The sequence below is a fragment of the Pseudomonas sp. FP198 genome, assembly GCF_030687895.1.
In the GTDB taxonomy this organism is placed as follows: domain Bacteria; phylum Pseudomonadota; class Gammaproteobacteria; order Pseudomonadales; family Pseudomonadaceae; genus Aquipseudomonas.
Map to the genome: position 1 here is coordinate 5,467,861 of NZ_CP117452.1, position 25,638 is coordinate 5,493,498.

A 25,638-nucleotide genomic window follows, 5' to 3' on the forward strand; every position below is an offset into this window, starting at 1 on the left:
TGGGACGGCTCCTACAGACCAAGGTCCACCGGCATGGGCGGTGTCATACCCGTCCTGCATCAATCAGCTATTTTTCCTCCAGGGCAATCAGCTCCGTCTGACATCAACGAAGCTTTCATTGGCGCATTCTTCTGGTCCGCCCCTTCCAATGGCTGGACACTTCGATGAAGCCGATACTGCCCCAAGACGATCCACAGCTCGCGCCCTTGATCAATGAACTGGGCGAGCTGATTCGCCAGGCACGCCAGAAAGTGTTGCGTGCCGTTGACACTCTCCAGGTACAGACCTGCTGGCAGATCGGCCGGCACATCATCGAGTTCGAGCAAGGAGGCGCCGAACGCGCGGCTTATGGCGCAAGGTTGCTAGCCTCGTTGGCGAAGGTGCTGACGGCGCGGTTTGGGAAAGGGTTTGATGAACGTAACCTGCGGCATATGCGGGATTTTTATCTGAAGTTTTCGATTTGGAACGCAGTGCGTACCGAATTGAGCTGGACCCATTACCGCACGCTTCTGCGGGTAGGACACGACAACACTCGACATTGGTACATGAACGAAGCCGCCACCCAGAATTGGTCCACCCGCGCCTTGGAGCGCCAGATCGGCACGTTCTATTACGAACGCCTCCTGGCAAGCCGCGATCGACCTGCGGTAGAGCAGGAAGCAAGCGCAAGGCGCTGGATTGCGAACGGGCGCGACTTGAGGAGTCGCCCCTCGAACGCAGCGACTTGAAGAAATGAAAGCCGACATCCAGGAGCGCATAAGCAATAAACCCATGTAACATTGATGCGTTTTTTTTCAGCAACGCTCCAGTCAACGAGCTTCATTCTGCATGTCACCGGCCGCAACCCACCCCTCTTTGATCCAGGCATTGCGGACTGAAACCGCCGAGTTGCATGTCGCCTTGGAAAAACGCCTGCCATTTTTCTCGGAACGGCTGGACCTGGCTTTGTACCGGCGCCTGATGGCGGCCTATTACGGTTTTTACCAGCCATTGGAACAACGGCTGCAGGTTTTGGCGCTGATTCCGTCCGGGCTGGACCAATCCCTGCGCATCAAGCTTCCGGTATTGCGGGCCGATCTCGTGGCGCTGGGCATGGATGCAGCCGCTATCGAGGCGCTGCCCGTTTGCCAGCAACTGCCGCAGATCGACTCCCGCGCGGCCGCCCTCGGGGTTTCCTACGTGCTGGAAGGAGCGACCCTCGGCGGACAGATTCTGCGACGCAGGGTGGCGGAGCAGCTTGGCCTGGATGCCTCCAGTGGCGCTGCCTTTCTCAACGTGTACGGTGAACTCACCGGCCGCCGCTGGAAGGATTTCCTCCAATACCTGGACGACAGGAACCTTGGCGAACCCCAGACGCTCGAAGTCACACGCGCCGCCAAGGCGACGTTTACTCATTTTGAACACTGGCTGGACAGCCAAAAGGTACTGCTATGAACCCGGAAAACCAGGAAGCCTTCGAAGAACTGCTGGCTAATTGCGCAGACGAACCGATTCGCTTCCCCGGCGCCATCCAGCCTCATGGCGTGCTGCTGATGCTGTCCGAGCCCGACTTCCTGATCCGTCAGGTCAGCGCCAACGTATTGCAGCTTATGGGACAAGATCCCAACAGATTGCTGGACCAGACGCTTGATGCACTGGTGGGACTGGAGCAGGCGCAAGCCATCCTCATTGCCTGTCATGCAGCCCCGGGAAGCGACAACGCGCCCGTAGCCATTGTCGTGAACCAGCAGCGTTTTGACGCCTTGGTGCATCGTCATCAGGGCGCCCTGATCATCGAGCTGGAACAACACCTGAGCGACTATCGCCCCGAAGGCGTCAGCGGCGAGGCCAACCTAGGCCGCATGCTCCAGCGCCTGCAAAGCGCAAAAGACCTTCAAACGCTGTACGAAATCAGCGTGCGGGAAATCCAGGCCATGACCGGCTACGACCGCGTGCTGATCTATCGTTTTGAGGAAGAAGGCCACGGGCAGGTCATCGCCGAAGCCAGCGCGCCATCCATGGAGCTCTACAAGGGACTGTTTTTTCCTGCCTCGGATATTCCCGAACAGGCCCGTGAACTGTATCGCACCAACTGGTTGCGCATCATTCCCAACGCCGACTACACGCCGATACCCCTGGTGCCCGAGCTGCGTCCCGATACCCAGGCGCCGCTGGACCTGAGCTTTTCGACGCTGCGCAGCGTCTCGCCGATCCACCGTCAATACATGAAGAACATGGGCGTGCTGTCGTCGATGAGCATCTCGTTGATGAAAGGCGAGCAGCTGTGGGGCTTGATCAGTTGCGGCAATCGCCAGCCGCTGCTCGTGCCCCACGAAATGCGCATGGCCTGCCAGACCATCGGCCAGATCCTGTCACTGCAGATCAGCGCCATGGAAACCCTTGAACTGACTCGGCAACGGGACGCCAAGCTGGAGGATCTACAGGCGCTTGTCGCCGCCATGGCCGAATCCAGCGAGAACGTCTTCGATGGCCTGTGCCGCGAGCCACAACGTCTGATGGAGCTCACCGGGGCCAGTGGCGTTGCGATCTTCGAGGACAACAAACTGCATCGCCACGGTCAGTGCCCCGAACCGGAGCAAATCCGTGAATTGCACAAGTGGATATTGGCAACAGGTCAGCCGGTTTTTTCTCACCATAACCTGGGCAGCGTTTTCGCCCCAGCCAAGGTTTTTCAGGATGTAGCGAGCGGGGTGCTGGCGATTCATCTGCCCAAGCCTGTGGAAAACGGCGTGCTGTGGTTCCGTCCCGAAGTGAAGCAAACCATCAATTGGAGCGGCGACCCGCAAAAACCCCTCGACCTGGAAGACAGCGAGGCCGGATTACGCCTGCGGCCGCGCACCTCGTTTGAAATCTGGAAAGTCGAGATGGACGGTATCAGCGCCAAGTGGAGCTATGGCGACTTGTTCGCCGCCAACGACCTGCGCCGCTCGGCCCTGGAAAATGATCTGGCCCGCCAGGTGCGCAAGGAGCGCCAGGCGGTGCAAGCACGCGATGAACTGGTGGCGGTCGTGTCCCATGATTTGCGCAACCCGATGACGGTCATTTCCATGCTCTGCGGCATGATGCAAAAGGCCTTCAGCTCCGACGGCTCACACAGCTCGAAGCGAATTGCCTCGGCCATCGACACCATGCAACAAGCCGCCAGTCGGATGAATGCACTGCTGGAAGACCTGCTCGACACCTCGCGCATCGACGCCGGGCGCTACACCATCAACCCTCAGCCGATGGACGTTAGCCAGATATTCGAAGACGCGTGTTCGCTGCTCACGCCGCTGGCCTCCGCCAAGGCAATCGATATTTCTTTCCATGCCGAGCCCAACCTCAAGATCAATGCAGATCCCGAGCGGCTGTTCCAGGTGCTGTCCAACCTGATCGGCAATGCCATCAAATTCACGCCGCAGCAAGGGACCGTCGGCATCAGCGCGATGTCGGTGGGCGATGAGATCGTGTTCAGCGTCCGCGATACCGGTGAAGGCATTGCCCCCGAACAGTTGCCGCATGTTTTTGACCGCTACTGGACGACCAAGGAAGGCAACCCGAATGGCACCGGACTTGGGCTGTATATATCCAAAGGGATTGTCCAGGCTCATGGCGGTAAACTGCACGCCGAAAGCCAGCCAGGCCAGGGCAGCGAATTTCGCTTTACCGTGCCGAAAATCGACTGAGCCGGGCACCGCCCCCTAACGAATTGGAAACCGAAGCCCAATGGCCTCACTGAACAAACAGCAGAAACGCGCCAAGCGTGCCAAAGACAAAGCCAAGCAGATCCGCATGACCGGGCGAAAATCCATCCCGATGTATGGCGATCCGGCCCATGCCACCGCCCAGCCACCGGTCTACGTGCAGGAGTTGTTCGTCAAGCTGCGCGACGCCGAGGCTGTCAGCCGCAGCGAAATGCTCGACACATTGCTGGCAAACGTCAGCGAAATGATCATCGAGCGTCCGGGCCTGCTGGATCTGAAGAACGCCGAAAACGAGAGCATGGCCGCCACCAACCTGGCGGCCGACATGCTGGTGGACTACCGCATGTGGGTCGATGACATGGACCGCGAGGCGGCCCAGCGCTGGCTCAGCACGCCGGAGTTCATCAAGGACTTCAGCGAGGCGCTGGACCGTTATCGTCAGACGATGGAAGAGCCCGCCGGCGAATAAGCGGGCTGGCTACTCGCTGCTGTTCCAATGGAATACCAGCTTGCGCGCGGCTCCGCTGCCTAGGTCGGCGGTGTCGCGGCGCTCCTCCCCATTGCGCGTCGCCACCACGCTGTACTTGCCCGGCGGCAGTTGCACATACACCAGCGGGCCCGCATCGCTGAGCGTCAGTAATGTTTGTCCTGATGCGTTCAGCACATTCACGTCCACATCCGGAACGTATTTGTTCTCCGGGCCGATCGCAAAAGTCATGTGCAAGTTGTAACCCTGGGCCTGCCCGATGGCCCGGGCTTCGTCTTCGCCGATGCCGCCGGACAGATAAGTAATGCCGTTCTGCTGCATGGGTTGGATCTGGACGCCTGTGTTGTCGATGGGCGCGAGGTTGGTGGCGTTGAGGGCGATGGGGAATAGCAGGACGCCGAAGGCGGTGAAGGGCAATAGAAGATAGCGAATAAGCTTCATGGCGAGAACTCCAGGTTCTGAAACAACTTGCACGCTTCCTTTTGGAGCACGACCAAGCGTTTGGGTTTAGAACGATTGGAACTATCGATTAAAGACGGGAATAATTTCGCGCCGCGTATATCCCTTTGACATATCCCGTCGTTATCCTATTCTTTCAACTGAATCCAGCGGAGGACCCTACGTGGAACAAACTACCCTCTTCATGAGCAACCGCAGCCAAGCAGTTCGACTACCTAAAGCAGTGGCGATGCCAAGCGATGTAAAGCGCGTGGATGTGATTGCGGTAGGCAGAGCCCGCATCATCACGCCGGCCGGCGAAGCGTGGGATAGCTGGTTCGATGGCGATAGCGCGACAGCTGACTTTATGACAGAGCGTGAGCAACCTGCCGATCAGGAGCGCGAGTCGTTCTGATGATCAAATTCATGCTCGATACCAACATCTGTATTTTCACCATCAAGAACAAGCCCCAGGCAGTTAGAGAAGCATTCAATCTTCACCACGGACAGCTCTGCGTTAGCGCCGTCACACTGATGGAGCTGATCTACGGCGCGGAAAAATCATCTGCCCCAGAAAAAAATCTTGGGGTCATCGAAGGGTTTTGTGCCCGACTCGAGGTTTTACCTTTTGGTTTTGAAGCAGCAGCACATACCGGAATGATCCGGGCGGAGCTGGCAAAAATAGGCAGGCCAATCGGGCCTTACGACCAGATGATTGCCGGCCATGCCCGTTCCCTCGGCCTGATCGTAGTCACTAACAATCTGAAAGAATTCGAAAGAGTCCCCGGGCTACGCATCGAGGATTGGGCTACCCTGGCTCCACAGCCGTGAAACGAGTCTGCCTCAAGGCTCTCTGAATATCGGGACATATCGAGCCCGGCCTCGAATGACCCAATAGATTTTTAATCCATCAACGCTCATCCGGTAAACCCTTCCCACCCCCGCCCAAAGCTGGCACCATCGCGCCTTTTTTTACGCGACTCCCCAGCCAATTCGCTGACAGGCAGGTTCAAACAGCCGTTCGGTTGTTGACGGCGCGACAGTCTGCTGTGCCGATGCGACAACCTGTCGCAAGTCGCCGGTTTACCGCGCGTAGCGCTGTTGGCGGCCATCAGGACGCATGCTAGCTTGGCCGCCTCGCCAGGAAGGCTGCCGACAGCAAGGGAGCACATATCATGAGGAACGCACATGGCCCAGGCCACGCCCGCGCTTGAAATCCGCAACCTGCACAAACGCTACGGCCAGCTGGAGGTGCTCAAAGGCGTCTCGCTGACCGCCCGCGACGGCGACGTGATCTCGATCCTCGGCTCTTCCGGATCCGGCAAGTCTACGTTCCTGCGTTGTATCAACCTGCTGGAGAACCCCAACCAAGGCCAGATCCTGGTGGCTGGCGAAGAGCTTAAGCTCAAGGCGGCGAAAAACGGTGAACTGGTAGCGGCCGACGGCAAACAGATCAACCGCATACGCAGCGAGATCGGTTTTGTCTTTCAGAACTTCAACCTCTGGCCGCACATGAGCGTGCTCGACAACATCGTCGAGGCCCCGCGCCGGGTGCTTGGCCAGAGCAAGGCCGAAGCCGTCGAAGTCGCCGAAGCCTTGCTGGCCAAGGTCGGTATCGCCGACAAGCGCCACGCCTACCCGGCCGAACTGTCCGGCGGCCAACAGCAACGTGCTGCAATTGCCCGCACGCTGGCGATGCAGCCCAAGGTGATTCTGTTCGACGAACCCACCTCCGCCCTTGACCCGGAAATGGTCCAGGAAGTACTTAGTGTGATCCGCGCCCTGGCCGAAGAAGGCCGTACCATGCTGCTGGTTACCCACGAAATGGGGTTTGCCCGCCAGGTTTCCAGCGAAGTGGTATTTCTTCATCAGGGCCTGGTCGAAGAACAAGGAACGCCACAGCAGGTTTTCGAAAGCCCGCTTTCGGCGCGCTGCAAACAATTCATGTCCAGCAACCGCTAACGGAGCAGTACCTATGCAGACCTACAGGAAAATTCTCTTGGCCGCTGCGGCCAGCCTGGTCCTTTCGGCCAACGCCATGGCGGACGGCAAACTGAAAATGGGCATCGAAGCAGCCTACCCTCCGTTCAACAACAAGGACGCCAGCGGCCAGGTCGTGGGTTTCGACAAGGACATCGGCGACGCGCTGTGCGCCAAGATGAAAGTCGAGTGCGAAGTGGTCACTTCAGACTGGGACGGGATCATTCCGGCCTTGATGGCCAAGAAGTTCGATTTCCTGATTTCTTCGCTTTCGATCAATGAAGAGCGCAAGCAATCGGTGGATTTCACCGACCCGTACTACACCAACAAACTGCAATTCATCGCACCAAAAAACGTCGATTTCAAAATCGATAAAGAGTCTCTTCAGGGTAAGGTCATCGGGACACAGCGCTCCACGCTCGCCGGTACCTGGATGGAAGACAACATGGAAGGTGTCGAGCTGAAACTGTATGACACTCAAGACAACGCCTATCTGGACCTCACCTCCGGTCGTCTCGACGGAATCCTGGCAGACAAATACGCGAACTACGACTGGCTGAAAACCGAAGCTGGCCGGGCTTACGAATTCAAAGGTGACCCGGTGGTAGACGGCGACAAAATCGCTATCGCCGTGCGCAAGGGTGACGATGAATTGCGCAACAAGCTGAACGCCGCATTAAAAGAGATCGTTGCCGACGGCACCTATAAAAAGATCAACGACAAGTACTTCCCGTTCAGCATCTATTGATCCTGACGTGCCTGACCGGCGCCGCTGTTGTACGGCGCCGGTCCTTAGCAAAGCCTGCCGCGATATGAACACATACCCATGATGATCGATCTCTACGGATTCGGCCCGGCGCTTGCCGCCGGCGCGCTGATGACCGTCAAGCTGGCGCTCTGTGCCCTGTGCCTGGGTCTGGTGCTCGGCCTGCTCGGCGCCTTGGCCAAGACCTCGCCGCACAAGCCGCTGCAATGGCTGGGCGGCACCTATTCGACACTGGTGCGCGGCATCCCGGAATTGCTCTGGGTGCTGCTGATCTACTTCGGCACCGTCAACCTGATGCGCGCCTTGGGTGAATATTTCGGCAATCCCGACCTTGCCCTCAACGCCTTCGCCGCCGGCGTCATCGCACTCGGCTTGTGCTTTGGCGCCTACGCTACTGAAGTGTTTCGCGGCGCGATCCTGGCGATTCCCAAGGGCCACCGTGAAGCCGGCGTCGCTTTGGGCCTGTCGAAATGGCGGATCTTCATCAGGTTGATCCTGCCGCAAATGTGGCGCATCGCGCTGCCCGGCCTGGGCAACCTGTTCATGATCCTGATGAAGGACACCGCGCTGGTCTCGGTGATCGGCCTGGAAGAAATCATGCGACACGCGCAAATCGGCGTAACCGTTTCCAAACAGCCGTTCACCTTCTATATGGTCGCCGCGCTGATGTACCTGGGGCTGACAGTACTCGCCATGATCGGCATGCACCTGCTTGAACGACGCGCGGCCCGTGGCTTTGCCAGGAGCACCCAATGAACTGGGAAGTCATCATCAAGTGGCTGCCGAAACTGGCCCAGGGCGCGACGTTGACCCTGGAGCTGGTGGCTATCGCTGTGATTGCCGGCCTGTTGCTGGCAATACCGCTGGGCATCGCCCGCTCATCGCGTCTGTGGTACGTGCGGGCGTTGCCCTACGCCTACATCTTCTTTTTCCGCGGTACGCCGTTGCTGGTTCAGCTGTTCCTGGTCTATTACGGCCTGGCGCAGTTCGATGCCGTGCGCAGCAGCGCCTTGTGGCCCTATCTGCGGGACCCGTTCTGGTGTGCCACGGTCACCATGACCCTGCACACCGCCGCCTACATCGCCGAGATCCTGCGCGGCGCGATCCAGGCCATCCCCCGTGGCGAGATTGAAGCCGCGCGGGCCCTGGGCATGTCTCGCCCCAAGGCGCTGCTTTACATCATGCTGCCCCGCGCCGCGCGCATCGGCCTGCCGGCCTACAGCAACGAAGTGATCCTGATGCTCAAGGCCAGCGCCCTGGCGAGCACCGTGACCCTGCTGGAACTCACCGGCATGGCCCGAACGATCATTGCCCGGACCTACCTGCCGGTAGAAATCTTCTTCGCGGCCGGCATGTTCTACCTGGTGATGTCCTTCGTCCTGGTACAAGGCTTCAAGCAACTGGAACGCTGGTTGCGCGTCGATGCCTGCCAAGGGCGCTGAGAGCGAGGTGCTGACGGGCGAAGCATTGCTCGCCCGTTTCATGGCCCTGGATGCTTTTCTCACAGAGCACCAGGCACTATGGAAGCCCCGCCCCTTCACTCATCTGCAGCTACCTTGGGAAACTTCCCACCCCGAATTGGCCCAATGGCTACGCCAGCGTTCGCTGCAAGCGGCGGAAAACGACCATCACCAGCCGTGGTTGATTGAAGACGCGCCCGCGCCGTTTGCGCAATGGGCCGCTACCGCCCGCGCATTGAGCGCTGTCGCCGAGCTGCCCGCCAGCCCGCTGAGAGCGTCAACTCATCGCCTCAACGTCGACGTACCCGGGCGCAAATGGCAGCAGATCGAGGCCTTCGCCAGCCGCCTGAACTTCACCACCAAACCGACCCACTGGCTCGACTGGTGCGCCGGGAAAGGCCACCTGGGTCGACGGTTATTGCACGACGATCAGCACCTGACCTGCCTGGAATACGACCCCATGCTGGTCGCCGCCGGCCAGCAACTGAGCCAGCGCCACAACCTGCCCGCCGTGCACCTGCAGCAAGACGTGATGGCGACGGACGCGGCCCAGGCGGTCCAACCGAAACACACCCCGGTAGCCCTCCACGCCTGCGGCGACCTGCATGTGCGGCTCATGCACCTGGCGAGTATCGCCGGCTGCGCACAAATGGCTATCGCGCCGTGCTGCTACAACCGCATCAGCACGGCGCAGTATCAACCGCTGTCCGATGCGGCCAGCCAATCCCGCCTGCAACTGTCGCTGGACGACCTTGGCCTGCCACTGAGCGAAACCGTCACCGCCGGCGCGCGCGTCCGACGGCAACGGGACAAATCCATGGCCCGGCGCCTGGCCTTCGACCTGCTGCAAAGGCAAATCCGCCACAGCGACGACTACCTGCCCACACCGTCATTACCCAGCGCCTGGCTGGAAAAACCGTTCGCCCAATACTGCACCGAGCTGGCGGCCCTGAAGAATTTACCCATAGTCGGTTCCCCCGATTGGGAGCAATTGGAGGCTGCGGGTTATAAACGCCTGGCCGAGGTGCGCAACCTGGAACTGGTGCGAGGCCTTTTCCGACGGCCGTTGGAGCTTTGGCTGGCGCTGGACCGGGCACTTTTCCTCTGCCAGAGCGGTTATCACGTACGCCTCGGTATCTTCTGCGAAGCACCTCTTACGCCACGAAATCTGTTGCTCTTGGCAGAGCGTCGTCCCCGCCGTACAGCCTGTGGATAAGTCTGTTGATGAAATAAGCCTGGATCTAAGTAGGTCCTGATTTTTTGAGTATTTGTAAGCTGGTCATTTTTTGTTCACATGGATAAAAAACCATGAAAACAGGGATTTGCGATCAAACGAGAAAAGTGTCACAAAAAGGAAAGATTCCGTTCGGCGCTTCCTTCCCATTGTGCATAAGCGCCAAAACAAACCGACATAACGGTTGGTTTTAACGCCTTCAGGGCAGCATTTTCGCTGGCCGTGCGTCGATTGATGCCCGCACGCAAGCTCCGCCGCCCCGCCGAGCCACGGCTTGCGTAAAAATAGTCAGAATTCAGGGGTTTACAGAACCCGCCCAATCGCTATAATCGTCGCCCACACGCCGGTATAGCTCAGTTGGTAGAGCAACTGACTTGTAATCAGTAGGTCCCGGGTTCGACTCCTGGTGCCGGCACCACATTAGGCTCCATTGCATTCCACTGAATGCTCTGGAAGCCCCGAAAACCCGCCCTTTGGCGGGTTTTTTCGTTCCAGCACCCTCTGTCGGAATCCAACAAAATCCCCCTTCCCCGAGGGTATGTTAGGGGTACTGCGATTTCCCGGTCAGGAGCGCGTACCCCTATGCCACGTCTAGCGATCCCCCTCAGCGACCTGCAATGCCGCACGGCCAAAACCCGCGAACGCGCCTACAAACTGTTCGATGGCGGCGGCATGTACCTTTTCGTCAAACCCAATGGCGTGAAGACCTGGCGCTTGAAGTACACCAAGCCCAGCGGCAAGGAAGGCACGCTCATCATCGGCAATTACCCCATCGTTACCCTTTCCGTCGCACGACGTAAGCGAGACGAAGCCAAGGCGTTGCTGCTAGACAACCTCGACCCAATGGAAGAAAAGAAGAAGGCCAAGATCGTAGCCCAGCGGGCGGCACTGCTTTTCGAAACCGTTGCCCTGGAGTGGCACGCCGATATGTCCCGCCGCTGGACCGAAGGCCATGCAAAAACCGTAATGAGCCGACTGCGCACCCACGTCTTCCCGCTGATCGGCCAACGCCCCATCGCTGAACTCGATACCCACGACCTGCTAGAGATCACTCAGCGCATCAAGGAACGCGGCACCATGGATGTGGCGTTAAGGGTACAGAACTACTTATCCACGATCATGCGCGGGGCCAAAAGGGCTCGGCAGATCACCATGAATCCTGCACTGGATCTGGCAGGCTCGATTCACGCGCCGCGCACAGTCCATCGCCCCGCCCTATCCCTCAACCGCCTACCCGAACTGCTACAACGCATCGACAACTACAAAGGTCGCGAGCTGACGCGCCTTGCCGTCCTGTTGACGTTGCATGTATTCGTCCGCTCCAGCGAACTACGCTTCGCTCGATGGAGTGAGTTCGACCTTCAACGCGCCATGTGGGAAATCCCAGATACGCGCGCACCGATTGAAGGGGTACGCAACTCCACACGCGGGACCAAAATGAACGGCGACATTCAAATGGTTCCGCTATCGCCGCAGGTCATCGAAATACTGGAGCGCCTGCGCAGCCTCAGTCGCTTTTCAGAGTTGGTGCTACCGGGCGACCACAAGTACTGGAAGCCCATGTCCGAGAATACGGTGAACACCATGCTCCGCAACGTCGGCTATGACACCAGCAAGGACGTGTGCGGCCACGGCTTCAGGACCATGGCCTGTAGCGCCCTGCTTGAGTCCGGGTTATGGACCGACGCAGCCATCGAAAGACAAATGAGCCACAAGGAACGCAACCGCGTGCGCGCCGCTTATATCCACAAGGCCGAATTCCTTGAACAGCGCAGGCTGATCATGGCGTGGTGGAGCAACTACATCGACGCCAACCGCCATGAGCATGTGACACCCCACGAATTCGCTCACCCAGTCGGCAACAACATCACCGCCCTACAAAATAGCCGTGGCGCATCCAAACGCGGGTAAGCCAATGAGATCACCGCAGTCCGCCCTTCCACGCGGGTCCATCCAAGCGGGGCTGCAAAGCCGCCCTGCTTGGATGGACCTCACTTAAAAAATCTAAAGCCCACGCAACTGTCTGTGGAAAACCACTGATTTCCACCGGGTGGATAATTTCATCCACAGCCGCAGAACTTCCGAAAATTCGAGCCTTGACCCAAATTATCCACAGGCGTAGAAAAGATCGGGCAAGTGCTGTCGTTGACAGCAACCCAAGTAGCCAGAACCTTTAAGGCTACGCCACACCGTGGTGGTTCTCCCAAAGTGCGACTAGCGTCCGGTGGCTCGCACGGTCACTCACCGAGTGATGGATGCCTACTTCAGATCATTGCCATTGCGGCAAATACATCCCCCTACCTAGCTGCCCTGCAGCAACCTATCCGCTTGGCCATTTCACTGCGCCAATCTGCGCCCGTCTCTTTCTTCCGGAAAGAGACGGGCGCTCCTACCACTGCTGCAGCCCACCTCGTACAAGGCATTGCGGCATTTCCCCTCGTGACAATCGGCGTGACAAACATCGAAGTCACCAGCAACAGCGATGCAGATGATGGTGCCGCAGTCCAAGGAATGGACTGCACCTGAGTGACAGTCAGGCACGCCCCGGTCATCGCCTCACTGCCTTCACCCGACTCAGGATCTCGCGGCGCTGGTCTCGTCAGCCAGTGCGGCCTCCACCCGCCCACGTCTTTGGAAGTGTTCAGGAGGCCAGATCATGAGATGCCCAAGCTCCCGGTCGTAAGGAGTCGTCAGTTCCGCGTTAGTGGACAACCCTCACAGGTCGCAGGGGCCTTGATCCCTGATAACACTCAGCATTTCTTGGCGGGATGACGTGGGGAAAGTTTCAAAGGTTTGGCTTCAGAGGAGTTCGATCGTGGCGCTGGTAGGTAAACGTGGCGGGCGCAATTTTGGCTATGGCCGGCAACTGAGCTATGCCGGACCACAGGCATTGAAAGATCTGTTTGGCAGCGGTCATTACGGGACGGTCAAGGCGCACAGTGATCGCTGGCAGGCGTTTGTACGCTGGTGTCGGTCGGAGGATGGACCTGGGTTTAACGATGCGCGGCAGATTGATCGGCAGACCTTGCTGGACTACGCCGGGCATCTGCGCCAACAAGTTGAACAAGGTGAGCTGGCCATCGCCACTGCGCAAAACCGGTTATCCAGTGTGAATCGGACCATGGCCGCGCTTCGCGGTGATCCGTATGTGAAAGTGCCGAGCCCGAGTAAGGCGTTGGGAATGCGGCGCACCACTGTTCGTCGTTCAGTGCCGCAAGGCCAAGACCGCGAACAGGTGAAGCGGATCGTAGAGGTACTTTGCGAAAACCAGCAGCCGCGCGTCGCGGCCATCGCTCAGTTAGCGCGAGCCACCGGTATGCGCTTGCGCGAGGCGATTTTGGCCAACCTTCCCCGTCTAAAACGTGAAGCCAAGCAATTCGGAAAGATCAACATCCAGGACGGCACCAAAGGTGGCCGTTCAGGCGAGTCAGCACCTCGTTGGATTACGGTAGATGATCATATTCGTGACGCACTGAGGTTTGCCGAAAAGATCTTGCCCGACGATAGCCGCAACCTGCTTGCACAGAACGAACGCTACCTCGATTTCTTGCAGGGAATCGTCCGCCCCGCACGGGACATCCTCCATCAGCACAACTTCAAAGGCTTCCACGAATTGCGGGCAGCCTACGCGTGCGAACGCTATGAGCAAATCACTCGACATCTTGCGCCCATCTACGGCGGCAACTGCTACCAGCTCGACCGACGCCTTGATCAGGAGGCCCGAGCGCAAGTCAGCTATGAGCTGGGGCACGGCCGTATCGACGTGGTTTCGGCTTACATTGGTGGTAGAGCATGAACATGGCATTCGATATGGAGCTGTTCCTGTCAGGCGTCCTGACCGGGTCGCATACCACACGCCAACGCCACCTTCGTCAGGCAAAGACTATCCAAGCAGCAATCGCTGATCGCTGGCAACGCGACAATCCATGGACTTGGCAGAGAAAACACCTTGCGTGGTTTTTGAATCGCCACCTAAACCAGCACACTGAATCGACGCGCTATTACTATTTGCTGACCATGCAATTACTCACTCATAGCTTAGGAAAAACCTGGCAGTTCAACCGCTAGACGAAGGTCAGAAAACGGTCGGTTCTGTTGAAAACAGTCGGCCATGGTTTCCACGGCAGAAAAGTACGCGCTTGAGATTGAATCTTTTCTTTTAGCAGAGGATTCCGGGCTCGGATTTCGCGTAGCTGCGCGCAAAAAAGGCGTTTTCAGCAGTCAGTACGCGAGTAGCTTAGAAGGACCGACTTTTTCAACAGAATCGGCCATACGGACGTTCGCCTTTAACCACTCCTACTGTCCCTGCGTATCTTTCGATCAAGGCAAAAGTGTGGAGTGGTAGGTCCGTTCGCGACCTTTGTGAGTATTTGGCCGTATGCCAAGTACTCCCTGAACGTCCACTCGCTGGGATGACCAACAGTCTTGCTTCGTAGATAGGTAAGGCAGCGCCTGTCTAAAGACTCAGCGCGTCAATCATCCTACTGCAAACTGAACCGACTGCTTGCCGGATTGTAAACAGCTCCCGGCTCGCGCGGGAATATAAACCAGCGGGGCGGCGTTGTGTGTCGCCGGAGGTAAGTGAAGGGCCGATAGAACTAGAATTTCTGGATATCAGTGAGGGTTGCAGCAAACGCCTGGAGAATCTCCACCTTGCTTCGGCCGCCGCCGGTGAGGTGGATGAACTCATCAAAATCGATGTTCACGAGCCTGCCCGTTCTCGGATTCATTAAGACGCACGATCTCCACTCATAATTGCCCGTCTCTACAGCCGCCGCATAGCTCAACAGCCAGTACATTGCGACTTGCCTATAATCGGCAGCGGAGAAATTACCGGCTATGCATTTCACTTCGATTAGCGACGACCCGGCAAAAAAATCGCCGGTTCCTGAGGCGATCCAGCGAAAGCCGGGGATCACCGGCGCCGCGCCATAAGCCGAGTTACAATCAGTAGCTACCTGCTTGACCATAGTCACCAGGTTGTCCGCTACGCGCAGGGCGATACGTTGATCATTCTCAGAAATTTCCGATGGGCTGATTGCATCGAAGAACCCGCTTTGCCTGTCTGTTGCGGTAGCAACGCATTCTCCCCACGTTGGATTGTTACCAAGGACGAGCTGCTCACCTACGGCAAAGGCCAGTTCGAATAGCAGAGATTTTTGTAGTTCACTTGCCTGAATCGCTTCTGCCGGCACGACGATCACCGCACAATCGATAGCCAGTTTGTTATAAAAGGACACGATGCCAGGCGTTAGCCCTGGGAAAATAGCATTCAATATGCCGGGAATATTTCGAGCAATCGTTCTAGGGTCACGGCCAGCTTTAGTTATCATCACACCAGCTCCGATAGAGACCGGCGAAGTTCGGGCGATCCTGACGCTCTATTCCTAGCCTCCATGACTGCTCCAAGCTTGGCCCAATCTGACGGCGTAGACCATCCCCTTGGTCTCCAAAGGACTCGGCTGCGAGCCATGTCAATCGCTGACATTCAGCGTTGATTTCACTCCATCGGCTTGAGATAGAGCTGAAACCGGACCTGTCTTTCCATAGACGCCAGCAGTCTATGCACGCCCTTTTGACTGTGTGGGACGAGTTGTATTTATAAGTACTTTGGACAAAAGCAGCTCTAGCTGGCGTTTGCGCAAACTTCAAGACTCGAAGGTAGTGCAGCAAGCTGGCTTCAGCTTGCAACAAATGAGCAGAGTGGACAGCCACTCTATCTATCACAGCATCCAGATCGGAGTGGATTTCTTCATATCCCGCGCCCGCTCTGAGATTGGCCACACCTCGCATTATGGTTGACCACGAAGCGCGAAAGGCATGCAAGTTATTCGGCTCCAGTAGCGTCGACGCAAGTTGCAGGGCTACGATTGGGCTATGGAACTTCAGGGTCCTACCTATCTGGGTTATCAAGAAATTATCCGGGAGCGACTTTTGCAATTCGTTGCCGAGCAATTTCTGGACGTCTAGATTTTCGACAGTCATTTTCAGCGACTCATAATCCCCCTCGGGGTTATCAGAGTAAGGATCATAATGTAGGTCGATATGTCTCAAGATTCCGGCGTTGGTATCGTCACCACCAAGCTGAGTGGTAACGTCCTCATAATGTTTAGCCGTCATCATTATAGTTTTCGATTTATTCAGCGTGATCCCATAGTCCGCGAGAGCGTGTGATAAAAATGCTAGCCCTGCGTAAGCGGCGGAATTCGAATCTGCAATGAGCACATAGTCGTCAACATATCGGTACCAACGTAAGCCGTCATGCGTCATTCGATGGTCGACAGAGTTCAAAAACAGCTCCGCCAGAATCCGCGAGCACTGTCCGCCGACAGGTAATCCGAAGGAACGCCCCGCTGAAAAATTTTGATAACAGTGCGGTGATTTGGTTACCTACCCTGCCATCCGGGAACAGGTCATCGATGAGGTTTTCTAAGTAATGATGCGAGATGTGTTCGTAAAAGCTTGAAATGTCGGTTTGGACGACTACTGTCCCCTTGGGAGCGAGCGCAGCCTCTTTCGACGTAGCCTCTCTGAACACTCTCCAGGATGAGCCCCGGTCGAATAGCTCAGACCCACCCTCCGCCTGGAACCTATATGAGAAGGTTCGCTGATCACGTATTGGTTCTAACTGATCGGCAATAGCTACGCCGAGTCCGTTGAAATAAATGCTCCAAAACGGGTGGAGTTTTGTAGTCACCCTGAATCCTGATGCACCGGTTGCGACCAAAAGGCGCTCGCTGAATACGGTTAATGCTGCGATTTTGTTCTTGCTGTTGGACACACTGTCTTTGCGAAGCTCCTCCGAAAAACCGAAAGCGACCTCTGCTAGCTCATTTTGCTTAGCTGAAACGAAATTCGTGTCGACATCGAAAGGTAGCGTGTCGTTGTCACCGTGCGCTCCGATATCAGCTGCCGCACGCAGAAAATGCTCCAGTGTTACTTCAGACATGTCCTTTCCCCGGCCGACGACCTCTGTTAGCCGGGCTCAGCGCACCGACAATCCCTCACCCAGCGATCATCTCAGTACGCCCGCTGCATGTCGATAGACGGCCAAAAGCGGACCGCCCTGCAGCTCCAGATTTCTCCATTGTTGTAATCGCACCCGGGTTAAGCAGCAGTAAATGCGCAGCCCATCGATATCGATTTTTTCTGCATATGTAGGCCTGGAGGTCTTGGAGTGACGCTATAGAAGGATGAGGGCATAATGCCACTTCACAGCAATAGGAGTGTTTATGAACAAGGATACGGTCGAAGGTGCGATGAGCCGCTTGGCTAATACGATGCGGATCTATATAGAAACCTTCCTGCGATATAAGGGACTGGTAGCTATCGATAAAGAAGAGGCTATCAATAATATGGATAGAGCCTGGGAGGCAAAGCTAGAGGCCTTCCATACGCTATATGATGTCACCCAGGGTGAGATCGATTATTTTGATCGTCCGGATACGGCTTTTCTGATATTTTTACGCAACGCGTTGCATCACCGTAATCACTCCCTCTTCCAAAGTTTAAATTCAACTTTGTGGTTGTGTGATGAGCCAGAGCGACTGGCTGGAGCCGCATATCTGCTCGCAAATCACCCTCCTAAAGGAGGTGGTCCATCACGTATGCATCATTTCATCAAGCTCGAAGATATCTACTCTCGACTTGATCCGCGCCGGAATGCTCCCGAGCTTGATAGAATGAAGAAAGTTCAAAGCCAATTCCGTTTTATCGAGGAGGGTCTGTCGTTTGAGAAGATATGGGCACAAGCAGACTCTGAGCGTTACCCAAATCACCAAGTCTACTTGGATCTGATGCCAGTTTTTATTTCCGCAGTAAGTAGCACGCTAATACGATTGAAAGCGCTCGGTTATTCTTTTAAAGGATATGACGCAGGAACGTATGAAAGCTGCTTCACAGAGGAGCTTGGGACAGATTTACAAAATCTTAAATTTAGGGGACTCCGGATGAATGATTTGCAATACTTAATGGGTCCGTCGCATACGATTAATGAAGCAGCAGTTCCCTACAATGATAAAGGTGAGATGACTTATGCTGAATTCTGAGCGGTAGAAGGTCAATGACATCGGCCTCAGCCTAGGGTCTAGGTATTGATGACTGGGGCAAGCATGGCCTTATTCATCTGCTTTGGGTCGATTTCTGCCTGTCGCAGCTGACAGTAAACTGCCATATCCGGGGCCTTACCTCAAGGCTGCGTCATGGCGATAGCTAGATCGCTTCGTGGATAATTCCTTACGTTGCGCTGGCTGCAAGAAACCGAGATCAGCGCACCTTACACCTGCAGTTTCTAACACCATTTGACTGGCGGCTCTAATTCAACGAAGTATCGCCCGCCCGCTCTAAAGCTGCCAAGATGAAGTCGCTTTTCGCTGCGCAAGCAATCTGAGCCAATGGTCACCTTCACCATCGCGTCCAACACAGGAGGGTGATCCACCAATGGAAAATGTTTCTTCAAATAATAATTGCCCTAGAGCCCGCATGCGGTGCGTCCACCACTTGACAACTTAGAAAATCTATAGCGCCAACAGATATTTACCGGTAGAATTCACACGCCATGCACAACATGGAAGATATAATTATGGAGTTTTCGATGGCTCAGAATAAAACATTAGAAAAAAAGAAGACAGAAAAAGAAAAATGGCGAGCTGTCTACTGCGACTCGGTAAAATTTAAAGGGTACCTTGCCCCCAAGTCATGGACTCTTTGTGTAGGAGCTGGAATATCCAAGGGAATCGTCCCTGACTGGCACAACCTTGCACACCATGTTGTAAATAGTGCATATAATTTAAGCCTTAATGACGATGAATTTCAAAAGATCGTTTCGGAGACCGGCTGGTCATTAGACTCATGGATTCAAGCTGCCGCGAACAAATTTCAGGCTGACGGCAGAGAATCTGCTGACTTTAAAAGCCTCATCGAGTCACAAATTTATTCTATAATTCGTTCGAAAGCCACCGGCATGGGGTTGAGTCGTTATTTAATTCAAGTTTTAAGTGATCCACATAGCGCTCCCCGTGATCGTGTCATTGAGATCTGTGATTTCTTGGAAAACACTTTCTCTGGCAGCTCGTTATTTCAGACTGGAAGAGCGCTGATCCAGTGTGAAAAAAGCGGCACGGCACCTAAAGCTGTTTTGACATTTAATGCAGATACTTTGTTAGAAACATATATAAATCTCAATCTTCGCAGGACGCACTACCTTGGCCCTGGCCCATATGGGCATCCAGAATTTCCCTTTGTACAAGTCACGAGACCTGTCATAAAGTCAGGAAATAACATTCCAATCATTCACTGCCATGGCGCTATTGCTCCCAAAGACACAGGGATGCACCGCCACAGAGACTCAAGAGATCGGCTTATCTTTCTAGAGCAAGAATATCTTGATATGGCTAGTAGCCGAGCATCTTGGGGAGAGTCGCAATTTCTTTTTCACGCCCACTCCACAAAGATGGTCTTCCTTGGGTTATCGATGGCGGACTCCAATATACGAAAGTGGATGAATGGTATCAATATTGAAAAATCTCGTGACTTGCAGCTTTTTGGCTACGAAGAAATACCGAATCCTCACCACGTTTGGATTAAGCCCGAGCCGGCAGCCCCTCAGATGAAACAGGTCTATTTGCTATCACTTCTTCACTTAGGTGTGAGGCCAGGATGGATAAAATCTTGGCGTGACGTTGAAACCGCATTGCTCAACCTTTCGAGTGCGATTTAAATAGTTTTACATGAGACAGGTACCGCTTCTTCAGACTCAAATCGAGATACTTCGATTGTACGAATGGCAGATTTAGCCACCAGCAGCTATGAGCGAAGGGCTGCTTCGGGTCGGAAAGCGGATGTTCCCGACCAACTGCTTTCGGCCACTCAGGTTCACGGAGCTAGCTGTAAACTGCCTCTCATGGTATCTACTTGCCATCGCCGAAATGAACAGGACGGTGTTGCATGTTTGATAATTTGCAGAAAGAGCTTCGCCGACTAGCTGCGACTCAGCAGGTGTCTGTGCCCATTGAAAGTGATGCGGAGGGTTACATCGACAAGGAATGTCCCGCTGAGGCATGCCTGTTCCAATTCAAGATCTACGGTGATGATTGGACAAATATCGTGCGGGACGATGAGGTTTTTTGCCCATCCTGCCGGCACGCTGCTCCAGCCAAATCATGGTTCACAACCGCACAGATCGAAGGGGCGAAGGAGTACGCTTTGGGCACTGTGATCAACGGTCTAAACGGCGCAATGCGAGCAGACGCCCAAGCCTCTAAACGACGGCAAAAACCGGGCGCTTTCCTCAGCATTACTTTAGACGTCAAAGGCGGAAAGGATGCTGTTCTTTTGCCGATAGCCGCAGCGGAACCGATGCGCCTACGTACAAGGTGCGATGATTGCGCGTGCAGATATTCCTACGTTGGCGCGGCCTACTTCTGTCCGAGTTGCGGGAAAAACTCGGCGAGCCACACCTTTCTGCAAACGTTAGCGACTATCCGAACGTCGGCTGCACTAGGTGGAACGCTGCGCGGAGTGCTCGAGCCCGACGAGGCCGAGGTGATGACACGAACTCTTCTGGAGAAGGCCATTTTAGATACAGTTACTTCTTTCCAGCGGCTTGCTGAGCAGCTATATGAAGCTCGAACCGGCAAAGAGCCGCGGCGTAATGCCTTCCAGAATCTTGATGCAGGCTCTGCATTGTGGGAAACAGAACTCGGAGTTTCATACGCTCAGCTACTGGAGGCCGCTGCTATGACACAACTGCGTGTCTACTATCAGCAACGCCATCTTCTGGCACACCAGCAGGGTATCGTTGATAACGACTATGTTACACGTAGTGGCGATACAACCTACGAGGTCGGACAACGGCTACTCATCAAAGAAAGTGCTGCGCTTAAGTTTGCAGACCTGGTAGACCGGCTTGGAACCGCGCTAATGGCCCGTTGCTCGCCCTGAGCTGAGTGTGGCCCCGCCGACTCCCTGCCAACGGTCGTGAGTTGTTAAGCGCTCTAGTTTCGTAGACATCTTTGAGTGTCCGCCTCTGGCCGTCTGCTGCCTGTCGCCACGGCAGCTTTGGCGGATTCCTTCCTATTCTCTACGAAAGAGATGATCGACAACGTTCAAATTCAGGGGGGGTTACCATTCGTATGCGGCTCTGAATTACTTACAGGCCGACAATGTGCTCACATCGAAAAAATCCCGAGTTCGATTCCATCGAGCGCCATAACCAGCTGATTTATTTATAGTTACTAGTTGGGGTACGCCGAATTTTCCAGCGAACTCCAGACGCCCGAAAAACCTAGCCCCGCAGAAACATACCGCTCGTCTGGTGCCGGCACCATACAAAACAAAGCCCTCGCAGAAATGCGAGGGCTTTGTTGTTTCTGGAAGGCTTAAACCTTTTAAAGCTGGATAAGGGCCCGCACGACCTTACCGGCATCGAGAGACCAAGCCTTGCCCACTCGCCTACTCGGTGCAATTTCACGTCAGCCCAACGTTGACGGCCTCTTACACCTACCTATAATGCACTCCAACACACCCGCCAAGCCTAGGTTGACCCAGTCAGCAAGCTCAAATCGTGCGGTTTTTTTTGCCTGGAAAAAACTACATGAGGCCCTACGACAAACCGACCCTCAGCGTAGAACAGCAATTGGAACTGCTAAAGCAACGGCTTACACACCGCCAACGTGTATCCCGGTCATGACAGCCTCGATGACGAGCGAGTTTTTGGCATCTTAAACCGCCTGGCGCTGGCTTGAATTGATAACCCGTCGCGAGAAGGTTCACGATTTTTTGTGCTCAGGCTCATCCGCTTTGCTGCGTTTGCTGGAGACACACTAAGCATCACTCGCCACCATCGCGCCACGATTGCGTGCTTTCCAATCACCCAATACTCTCTGATCGTCGCTGCCAATTCAGCGACCGGGCGTAGGAAACCCGAAATAATCAAGGCGCATCAGCTGCGCCCCGCTTACTATTGCAGGCGCTTTTTTTGTGTCTGCGATACGCGTTATGGCGGCTGTGCGCGGGACACCTTCGGGTGTGCCGGGTGCCTTGATTCCCGGTTTTCCTACCCCGTGCACGGCCGCCACCCCATCCCGTAGGAAAGGACGGTAGGCGGCTCTCATAGTCAAGGAGCCAGACCATGCCAAACCCGCGAGACCTCAAAACCCCAGGCCTAACCCCCTTCTCCTACCACTCCGACCGCCCCCTGTTCCGCGTCAACAGCGGCATCCCCATCGGCGAAGCCCTCTCTCACGCCTCCGATCTTCTCCACATCGCCATGCGTCTGGCCGATGATGCGGCGATGGTTCGGGGTACGGATCGTTATGCCTGGGCGTCGTGTTATTTGCAGGAGATGAGCAAAGCCGTCATCGATGACGTGGTGAAGGTGCTGGAGGCGCCGGGGAGTAATCCTGCTTAGGGCGCAGTGACGCGATGCTGCTCCTTGTGCGGGGGCAGCATTGGGTTTCGTCGGTAGCAAAGAGGGGCCGCTTCGCAGCCCAGCGGGAGCAAGCTCCCTCGCCACGGGTGAATGGAGCATTCATCTATTTATTTTCGCCGCCGATAGCCTCAATTAAGAGCATGCCTTTCCAAGGCTCGGCGAGCGCTCATCTACACTTGCCCGAAATCCCCCGCTCCAGGAGCAATAAGCGATGAAAATCCGCACCAAGGTTGTAGGTTCGGGGTTGGTCAGCCTGTTTTTTGCGCTGTTGCTGGGCGGTATCGGGCTGTGGGGTTACCACGCCATGACCGAGGCCCTGGCGCAGAACGAGACCAGTATCTCGGCGATGCGCAAGCACATGGAGGCGGACATGATGCACGACGCCATTCGTGGCGATGTGTTGGCTGCCTTGCTGGTTGCACCGGGGGATGCCGAGGGTGCGAAGGAGGTGACCGAGGCGTTCGATGAGCATTCGCAGCGGATGCGCAAGGTTATCGCGGAGAACGCCGAGGCTCAGTTGCCGGGTACGATTTCACAAACCATTGCCGAGCTGAAGCCTCAGGCCGAGGCCTATATCGCCTCGGCGAAGCAAGTGATTGGCAAGGCGTTGGGTGGGGCTCAGGATGGCCGGGCGTTGCGTACCGAGTTCGATAAAGCGTTTTCGGCGCTGGAAGAGCGTAACGAAGCGGTCAGCGAATTGATCGAAAGCCAGGCGCAAGTTTCTCGCGAGCATCAGGACCACAGCATCCATACCTCGGAGCGCTGGTTGATCATCACGTTGCTGGCCACCTGCGTGGCGCTTGCATTGCTGTCGTGGAGCCTGCTCAAGGCAGTGCTCACGCCGCTGAACAAGATCATCATCAATACCCAGGCAATTTCCCAAGGCGATTTGCAGCGCTCGATGGGCCCTCATGGCGATGATGAATTGGGTCAGTTGCAAGCCGTGATCGAACAGATGCAGGCCAACTTGCGGCAGATGATCGCGACGATCCGTGGCCAGAGCGATGAGCTGCACGGCACGTCACGCAATCTGGGCGATACGGCGCGGCAGATTGTGTCCAGCGCCGACCAGCAGGCCCAGAGCGCTACCAGCATGGCGGCGAGTATGGAGCAGATGATGGCGAACATCAGCCAGATCCATCAGCACGCCGACAGCGCGCGGACGATTTCGGCGCAATCCGAACAACTGGCGAGCAGCGGTGGGCAGGTGATCCTGGGGGTGGTGGAAGGCATGAACCGGATTGCCGAGGTGGTCAACCAATCGTCCAGCAAGATCACCGCCCTGGACGCGTCCTCCGAGGATATCCATTCGATCATCCAGGTGATCAAGAGCATTGCCGAACAGACCAATCTGCTGGCCCTTAACGCCGCTATCGAAGCTGCTCGAGCCGGCGAGGCGGGCCGCGGTTTTGCGGTGGTGGCCGATGAGGTGCGCAACCTGGCAGCGCGCACCACTCAGTCCACCCAGGAAATCACCGCGATGATCGAGCGCATCCAGTCCAGCGCCCGGGATGCGGTGGCGAACATGCAGGCCTGCGTCAGTCGCGTGGACGAAGGCGTCAACCTGGCCCAGCAGGCCGGCGTCTCGATCAGCGAGATCCGCACGGGCGCACGGCATGCTGCCGAAGTGGTGGAGGAAATCTCCCAGACCATCGCCGAACAATCAAAAGCCAGTGATGAAATGGCTCAGCGGGTAGAAGCAATAGCCGAGCAGTCTCGGGAAAACACCCGCTCGATTCACGATCTGACAAAAACGGCTGACCATCTGAACGATGCCGCGGGCTCGATGCAGGCTTCGGTGCAGCAGTTCAAGATTTGATCAACCACGTCCACATGTAATTGGAGTAAAGGAGCTTGCCCGCTGGCGCACGGCAGCTCCTTGTTCACACCTGGCTGACCTCAAACACAAACGAAATCTCCCGTTTCTGCGCACTCCACACGTAACGAATGTGCTTGCCCTGCACCGGAATCGACACCGCCGGCGGACGAAACGCGGCCACGCATTCATGGCCGGGCAAGCGGACGCTGTTGTACAGCAATCCCCACGACAAGGTTTCACGCAGCTCCCGGGCAAATACCTGGGACGGGCCGTAGGCGTCAGGGTCCGGGTTATGCAGATGGGGATAATCGTGGCGGATGTCGTGCAGGGGTTTGACGATCTTGTTGACGTAGGTGCGCATGGTCAACTCCAGGTCCGGCTCGTTGGTCGCGCCAAGGAAGCGTGCCTGGTGGTAGCAGGTCTCGGCAATCGCGGCTTCCTGGCTGCTGGCAGCGTAGTAGACGCCGAACGTGCCGTCGCTGAAGCGGCTGCGCTTGCCGATGTGGGTGAATGCCGCCATCACCGGCGACGAGCCCGGGCCGGAAACCCGGTCTTCGGGGCGTACCCGGGACAGCACGCCGGCCTCTTCCATGAGCCGGTCATTGGTCAGCGCTTCGAGGGCGTAGGCGGTGGGCAAGTCTTCGGGATCAAGCACGTCTTCGAACAGCGTGATCGGCGGAAAGCTGCTGTTGACGATCCGATAGGCCCGTTTCCATTGCGGGTCCGCCAGTGGTGGCATCATCAGCCGCGCACTCCGTCGAGGTATCGCCGCACATCGGCGATGTCCACCACTCGCCCGTTCAGCATGTAGGAAAGCGCCGACTGGCCGTTGAATGGCGCCGCGTTATTGGGACTGCTGACCCATTGATACACGCGGTCCCGGCTGTTGCTGAAGATGATGCTCAGGGCTTTATGAATACCCATAAGGTAGGAGATTCGCTCGAGGGTATCGCGCGGCAGCCTTACGTTGTCGGGTAATTGTTTGTACTTGTAGAAAGTCGTGTTCCCTACCTTGCCCAACAGCGTGCGCTGCTGCTCGACGCTGCAGCCCCACAACTCCATGAGATTGAAGAAGAACTTCAACGCGATTCGACCCGCGTCCGGGGAATCCAATTGTTGCTGTGCGTTGAGCGTGATGGAGGAAGTCGCCATGAGGTTTGGGCTCCTGTATTACGGACTGTTGCGTAAAGAATAATACATAAACGGATAAAAATTAAGTTTTAATTCGCAAGCGAATAGATTGAGAACCAGGAAGTCTGGATTTACCCGCAAATGTTTCGACCTATAAACAGCACCAGCAAAAAATCAGAATCGCGCATAAGCTCCAATCATCGCCTGCCG

General features: G+C 56.1%; 24 protein-coding genes, 1 tRNA gene and 1 pseudogene. 20 read left to right on the forward strand and 6 right to left on the reverse strand.

Annotation, left to right across the window (positions count from 1 at the left end; translation table 11 throughout):
- Positions 1-164 precede the first annotated feature (164 nt).
- The 4 genes and pseudogenes from PSH78_RS24825 to PSH78_RS24840 all read left to right on the forward strand — a co-directional run.
- A pseudogene (locus tag PSH78_RS24825) lies at positions 165-665 on the forward strand (DUF1016 N-terminal domain-containing protein); the annotation flags it as partial.
- Positions 666-828: 163 nt separating this feature from the next.
- Positions 829-1,434 carry a biliverdin-producing heme oxygenase gene (locus tag PSH78_RS24830; RefSeq protein ID WP_305497457.1) on the forward strand — a complete coding sequence of 202 codons (606 nt, stop codon included), beginning with the start codon at positions 829-831 and terminating at the stop codon, positions 1,432-1,434.
- Positions 1,431-3,665 carry an ATP-binding protein gene (locus tag PSH78_RS24835; RefSeq protein ID WP_305497459.1) on the forward strand — a complete coding sequence of 745 codons (2,235 nt, stop codon included), beginning with the start codon at positions 1,431-1,433 and terminating at the stop codon, positions 3,663-3,665. The genes PSH78_RS24830 and PSH78_RS24835 overlap by 4 nt, the downstream gene beginning before the upstream one ends.
- A 40-nt stretch (positions 3,666-3,705) precedes the next feature.
- Complete coding sequence (locus tag PSH78_RS24840; RefSeq protein ID WP_305497461.1) at positions 3,706-4,152, forward strand: hypothetical protein; 447 nt, start codon at positions 3,706-3,708, stop codon at positions 4,150-4,152.
- 9 nt (positions 4,153-4,161) lie between these two features.
- On the opposite strand, the gene PSH78_RS24845 is transcribed toward PSH78_RS24840, so the two are convergent.
- Positions 4,162-4,611 carry a carboxypeptidase regulatory-like domain-containing protein gene (locus tag PSH78_RS24845; protein ID WP_305497463.1) on the reverse strand — a complete coding sequence of 150 codons (450 nt, stop codon included), beginning with the start codon at positions 4,609-4,611 and terminating at the stop codon, positions 4,162-4,164.
- A 202-nt stretch (positions 4,612-4,813) separates the two neighbouring features.
- Between PSH78_RS24845 and vapB the strand changes: the two genes are divergently transcribed.
- The 11 genes from vapB (at position 4,814) to PSH78_RS24900 (ending at position 14,116) form a co-directional block, all read left to right on the forward strand.
- On the forward strand, positions 4,814-5,023 hold the full coding sequence (gene vapB / locus PSH78_RS24850) for a type II toxin-antitoxin system VapB family antitoxin (RefSeq protein ID WP_305501390.1): 210 nt from the start codon (positions 4,814-4,816) through the stop codon (positions 5,021-5,023).
- Entirely contained in the window at positions 5,023-5,439 is a 417-nt protein-coding gene (gene vapC, locus PSH78_RS24855; protein ID WP_305497465.1) for a tRNA(fMet)-specific endonuclease VapC, read from the forward strand. Before vapB ends, vapC begins: the two co-directional genes overlap by 1 nt.
- Positions 5,440-5,796: 357 nt before the next feature.
- On the forward strand, positions 5,797-6,570 hold the full coding sequence (locus PSH78_RS24860) for an ABC transporter ATP-binding protein (RefSeq protein ID WP_305497467.1): 774 nt from the start codon (positions 5,797-5,799) through the stop codon (positions 6,568-6,570).
- A gap of 13 nt (positions 6,571-6,583) precedes the next feature.
- The gene (locus PSH78_RS24865) at positions 6,584-7,336 is read left to right on the forward strand and encodes an ABC transporter substrate-binding protein (protein WP_305497469.1); all 753 of its coding nucleotides are present in this window, start codon (positions 6,584-6,586) and stop codon (positions 7,334-7,336) included.
- Positions 7,337-7,414: 78 nt separating this feature from the next.
- Positions 7,415-8,110 carry an ABC transporter permease gene (locus tag PSH78_RS24870; protein ID WP_305497471.1) on the forward strand — a complete coding sequence of 232 codons (696 nt, stop codon included), beginning with the start codon at positions 7,415-7,417 and terminating at the stop codon, positions 8,108-8,110.
- Complete coding sequence (locus PSH78_RS24875; protein ID WP_305497473.1) at positions 8,107-8,796, forward strand: ABC transporter permease; 690 nt, start codon at positions 8,107-8,109, stop codon at positions 8,794-8,796. The genes PSH78_RS24870 and PSH78_RS24875 overlap by 4 nt, the downstream gene beginning before the upstream one ends.
- On the forward strand, positions 8,777-10,030 hold the full coding sequence (locus PSH78_RS24880; protein WP_305497475.1) for a methyltransferase: 1,254 nt from the start codon (positions 8,777-8,779) through the stop codon (positions 10,028-10,030). Before PSH78_RS24875 ends, PSH78_RS24880 begins: the two co-directional genes overlap by 20 nt.
- Before the next feature lie 360 nt (positions 10,031-10,390).
- Positions 10,391-10,466: transfer RNA gene (locus tag PSH78_RS24885), tRNA-Thr, on the forward strand.
- Positions 10,467-10,630: 164 nt separating this feature from the next.
- Positions 10,631-11,959 (forward strand): integrase arm-type DNA-binding domain-containing protein, encoded by a 1,329-nt coding sequence (locus PSH78_RS24890; protein ID WP_305497477.1) that lies wholly within the window; start codon positions 10,631-10,633, stop codon positions 11,957-11,959.
- Positions 11,960-12,863: 904 nt separating this feature from the next.
- Positions 12,864-13,844 carry an integrase domain-containing protein gene (locus PSH78_RS24895; protein ID WP_305497479.1) on the forward strand — a complete coding sequence of 327 codons (981 nt, stop codon included), beginning with the start codon at positions 12,864-12,866 and terminating at the stop codon, positions 13,842-13,844.
- Positions 13,841-14,116, forward strand: a complete 276-nt coding sequence (locus PSH78_RS24900) for a hypothetical protein (protein ID WP_305497481.1) — start codon at positions 13,841-13,843, stop codon at positions 14,114-14,116. Before PSH78_RS24895 ends, PSH78_RS24900 begins: the two co-directional genes overlap by 4 nt.
- Before the next feature lie 530 nt (positions 14,117-14,646).
- Here PSH78_RS24900 and PSH78_RS24905 read toward each other — a convergent pair.
- Genes PSH78_RS24905 through PSH78_RS24915 form a run of 3 tightly spaced genes read right to left on the reverse strand, consistent with a single transcriptional unit; the run spans position 14,647 to position 16,997 of the window.
- Positions 14,647-15,381 (reverse strand): hypothetical protein, encoded by a 735-nt coding sequence (locus tag PSH78_RS24905; protein ID WP_305497483.1) that lies wholly within the window; start codon positions 15,379-15,381, stop codon positions 14,647-14,649.
- A complete protein-coding gene (locus tag PSH78_RS24910; protein ID WP_305497485.1) occupies positions 15,371-16,339 on the reverse strand; it encodes a reverse transcriptase domain-containing protein in 969 nt (322 codons plus the stop codon). Before PSH78_RS24910 ends, PSH78_RS24905 begins: the two co-directional genes overlap by 11 nt.
- Positions 16,308-16,997: a hypothetical protein gene (locus PSH78_RS24915; protein ID WP_305497487.1), complete on the reverse strand. Its 690-nt coding sequence runs from the start codon at positions 16,995-16,997 to the stop codon at positions 16,308-16,310. Before PSH78_RS24915 ends, PSH78_RS24910 begins: the two co-directional genes overlap by 32 nt.
- Positions 16,998-17,280: 283 nt before the next feature.
- On the opposite strand from PSH78_RS24915, the gene PSH78_RS24920 reads away from it, so the two are divergent.
- From PSH78_RS24920 to PSH78_RS24940, 5 genes are all read left to right on the forward strand, one after another.
- On the forward strand, positions 17,281-18,096 hold the full coding sequence (locus PSH78_RS24920; RefSeq protein ID WP_305497490.1) for a hypothetical protein: 816 nt from the start codon (positions 17,281-17,283) through the stop codon (positions 18,094-18,096).
- A gap of 545 nt (positions 18,097-18,641) precedes the next feature.
- The gene (locus PSH78_RS24925) at positions 18,642-19,766 is read left to right on the forward strand and encodes an SIR2 family protein (protein ID WP_305497492.1); all 1,125 of its coding nucleotides are present in this window, start codon (positions 18,642-18,644) and stop codon (positions 19,764-19,766) included.
- Between the two features lie 227 nt (positions 19,767-19,993).
- The gene (locus PSH78_RS24930) at positions 19,994-20,989 is read left to right on the forward strand and encodes a hypothetical protein (RefSeq protein ID WP_305497494.1); all 996 of its coding nucleotides are present in this window, start codon (positions 19,994-19,996) and stop codon (positions 20,987-20,989) included.
- A gap of 1,189 nt (positions 20,990-22,178) precedes the next feature.
- Positions 22,179-22,457: a DUF3077 domain-containing protein gene (locus PSH78_RS24935; RefSeq protein ID WP_305497495.1), complete on the forward strand. Its 279-nt coding sequence runs from the start codon at positions 22,179-22,181 to the stop codon at positions 22,455-22,457.
- Positions 22,458-22,689: 232 nt separating this feature from the next.
- Positions 22,690-24,297, forward strand: a complete 1,608-nt coding sequence (locus PSH78_RS24940; RefSeq protein ID WP_305497496.1) for a methyl-accepting chemotaxis protein — start codon at positions 22,690-22,692, stop codon at positions 24,295-24,297.
- Between the two features lie 64 nt (positions 24,298-24,361).
- Here the strand turns inward: PSH78_RS24940 and PSH78_RS24945 are convergent, their stop codons facing one another.
- Together PSH78_RS24945 and PSH78_RS24950 are read right to left on the reverse strand one after the other, a co-directional pair.
- Positions 24,362-25,039: an RES family NAD+ phosphorylase gene (locus PSH78_RS24945; RefSeq protein ID WP_305497497.1), complete on the reverse strand. Its 678-nt coding sequence runs from the start codon at positions 25,037-25,039 to the stop codon at positions 24,362-24,364.
- Positions 25,039-25,449, reverse strand: coding sequence for an MbcA/ParS/Xre antitoxin family protein (locus PSH78_RS24950; RefSeq protein ID WP_305497498.1), 411 nt, complete (start codon positions 25,447-25,449; stop codon positions 25,039-25,041). The genes PSH78_RS24945 and PSH78_RS24950 overlap by 1 nt, the downstream gene beginning before the upstream one ends.
- Positions 25,450-25,638: the final 189 nt, after the last annotated feature.

Bases quoted from the DNA above. Each gene is read 5' to 3' on its own strand.
- PSH78_RS24835 (WP_305497459.1), top strand. From the start codon at position 1,431: ATGAACCCGGAAAACCAGGAAGCCTTCGAAGAACTGCTGGCTAATTGC.
- PSH78_RS24925 (WP_305497492.1), top strand. From the start codon at position 18,642: ATGGCTCAGAATAAAACATTAGAAAAAAAGAAGACAGAAAAAGAAAAA.
- PSH78_RS24900 (WP_305497481.1), top strand. From the start codon at position 13,841: ATGAACATGGCATTCGATATGGAGCTGTTCCTGTCAGGCGTCCTGACC.
- PSH78_RS24915 (WP_305497487.1), bottom strand. From the start codon at position 16,997: ATGTCTGAAGTAACACTGGAGCATTTTCTGCGTGCGGCAGCTGATATC.
- vapB (WP_305501390.1), top strand. From the start codon at position 4,814: ATGAGCAACCGCAGCCAAGCAGTTCGACTACCTAAAGCAGTGGCGATG.
- PSH78_RS24890 (WP_305497477.1), top strand. From the start codon at position 10,631: ATGCCACGTCTAGCGATCCCCCTCAGCGACCTGCAATGCCGCACGGCC.
- PSH78_RS24935 (WP_305497495.1), top strand. From the start codon at position 22,179: ATGCCAAACCCGCGAGACCTCAAAACCCCAGGCCTAACCCCCTTCTCC.
- PSH78_RS24865 (WP_305497469.1), top strand. From the start codon at position 6,584: ATGCAGACCTACAGGAAAATTCTCTTGGCCGCTGCGGCCAGCCTGGTC.
- PSH78_RS24880 (WP_305497475.1), top strand. From the start codon at position 8,777: ATGCCTGCCAAGGGCGCTGAGAGCGAGGTGCTGACGGGCGAAGCATTG.
- PSH78_RS24845 (WP_305497463.1), bottom strand. From the start codon at position 4,611: ATGAAGCTTATTCGCTATCTTCTATTGCCCTTCACCGCCTTCGGCGTC.
- PSH78_RS24940 (WP_305497496.1), top strand. From the start codon at position 22,690: ATGAAAATCCGCACCAAGGTTGTAGGTTCGGGGTTGGTCAGCCTGTTT.
- PSH78_RS24840 (WP_305497461.1), top strand. From the start codon at position 3,706: ATGGCCTCACTGAACAAACAGCAGAAACGCGCCAAGCGTGCCAAAGAC.
- vapC (WP_305497465.1), top strand. From the start codon at position 5,023: ATGATCAAATTCATGCTCGATACCAACATCTGTATTTTCACCATCAAG.
- PSH78_RS24930 (WP_305497494.1), top strand. From the start codon at position 19,994: ATGTTTGATAATTTGCAGAAAGAGCTTCGCCGACTAGCTGCGACTCAG.
- PSH78_RS24920 (WP_305497490.1), top strand. From the start codon at position 17,281: ATGAACAAGGATACGGTCGAAGGTGCGATGAGCCGCTTGGCTAATACG.
- PSH78_RS24870 (WP_305497471.1), top strand. From the start codon at position 7,415: ATGATGATCGATCTCTACGGATTCGGCCCGGCGCTTGCCGCCGGCGCG.
- PSH78_RS24950 (WP_305497498.1), bottom strand. From the start codon at position 25,449: ATGGCGACTTCCTCCATCACGCTCAACGCACAGCAACAATTGGATTCC.
- PSH78_RS24860 (WP_305497467.1), top strand. From the start codon at position 5,797: ATGGCCCAGGCCACGCCCGCGCTTGAAATCCGCAACCTGCACAAACGC.
- PSH78_RS24875 (WP_305497473.1), top strand. From the start codon at position 8,107: ATGAACTGGGAAGTCATCATCAAGTGGCTGCCGAAACTGGCCCAGGGC.
- PSH78_RS24905 (WP_305497483.1), bottom strand. From the start codon at position 15,381: ATGATAACTAAAGCTGGCCGTGACCCTAGAACGATTGCTCGAAATATT.
- PSH78_RS24945 (WP_305497497.1), bottom strand. From the start codon at position 25,039: ATGATGCCACCACTGGCGGACCCGCAATGGAAACGGGCCTATCGGATC.
- PSH78_RS24830 (WP_305497457.1), top strand. From the start codon at position 829: ATGTCACCGGCCGCAACCCACCCCTCTTTGATCCAGGCATTGCGGACT.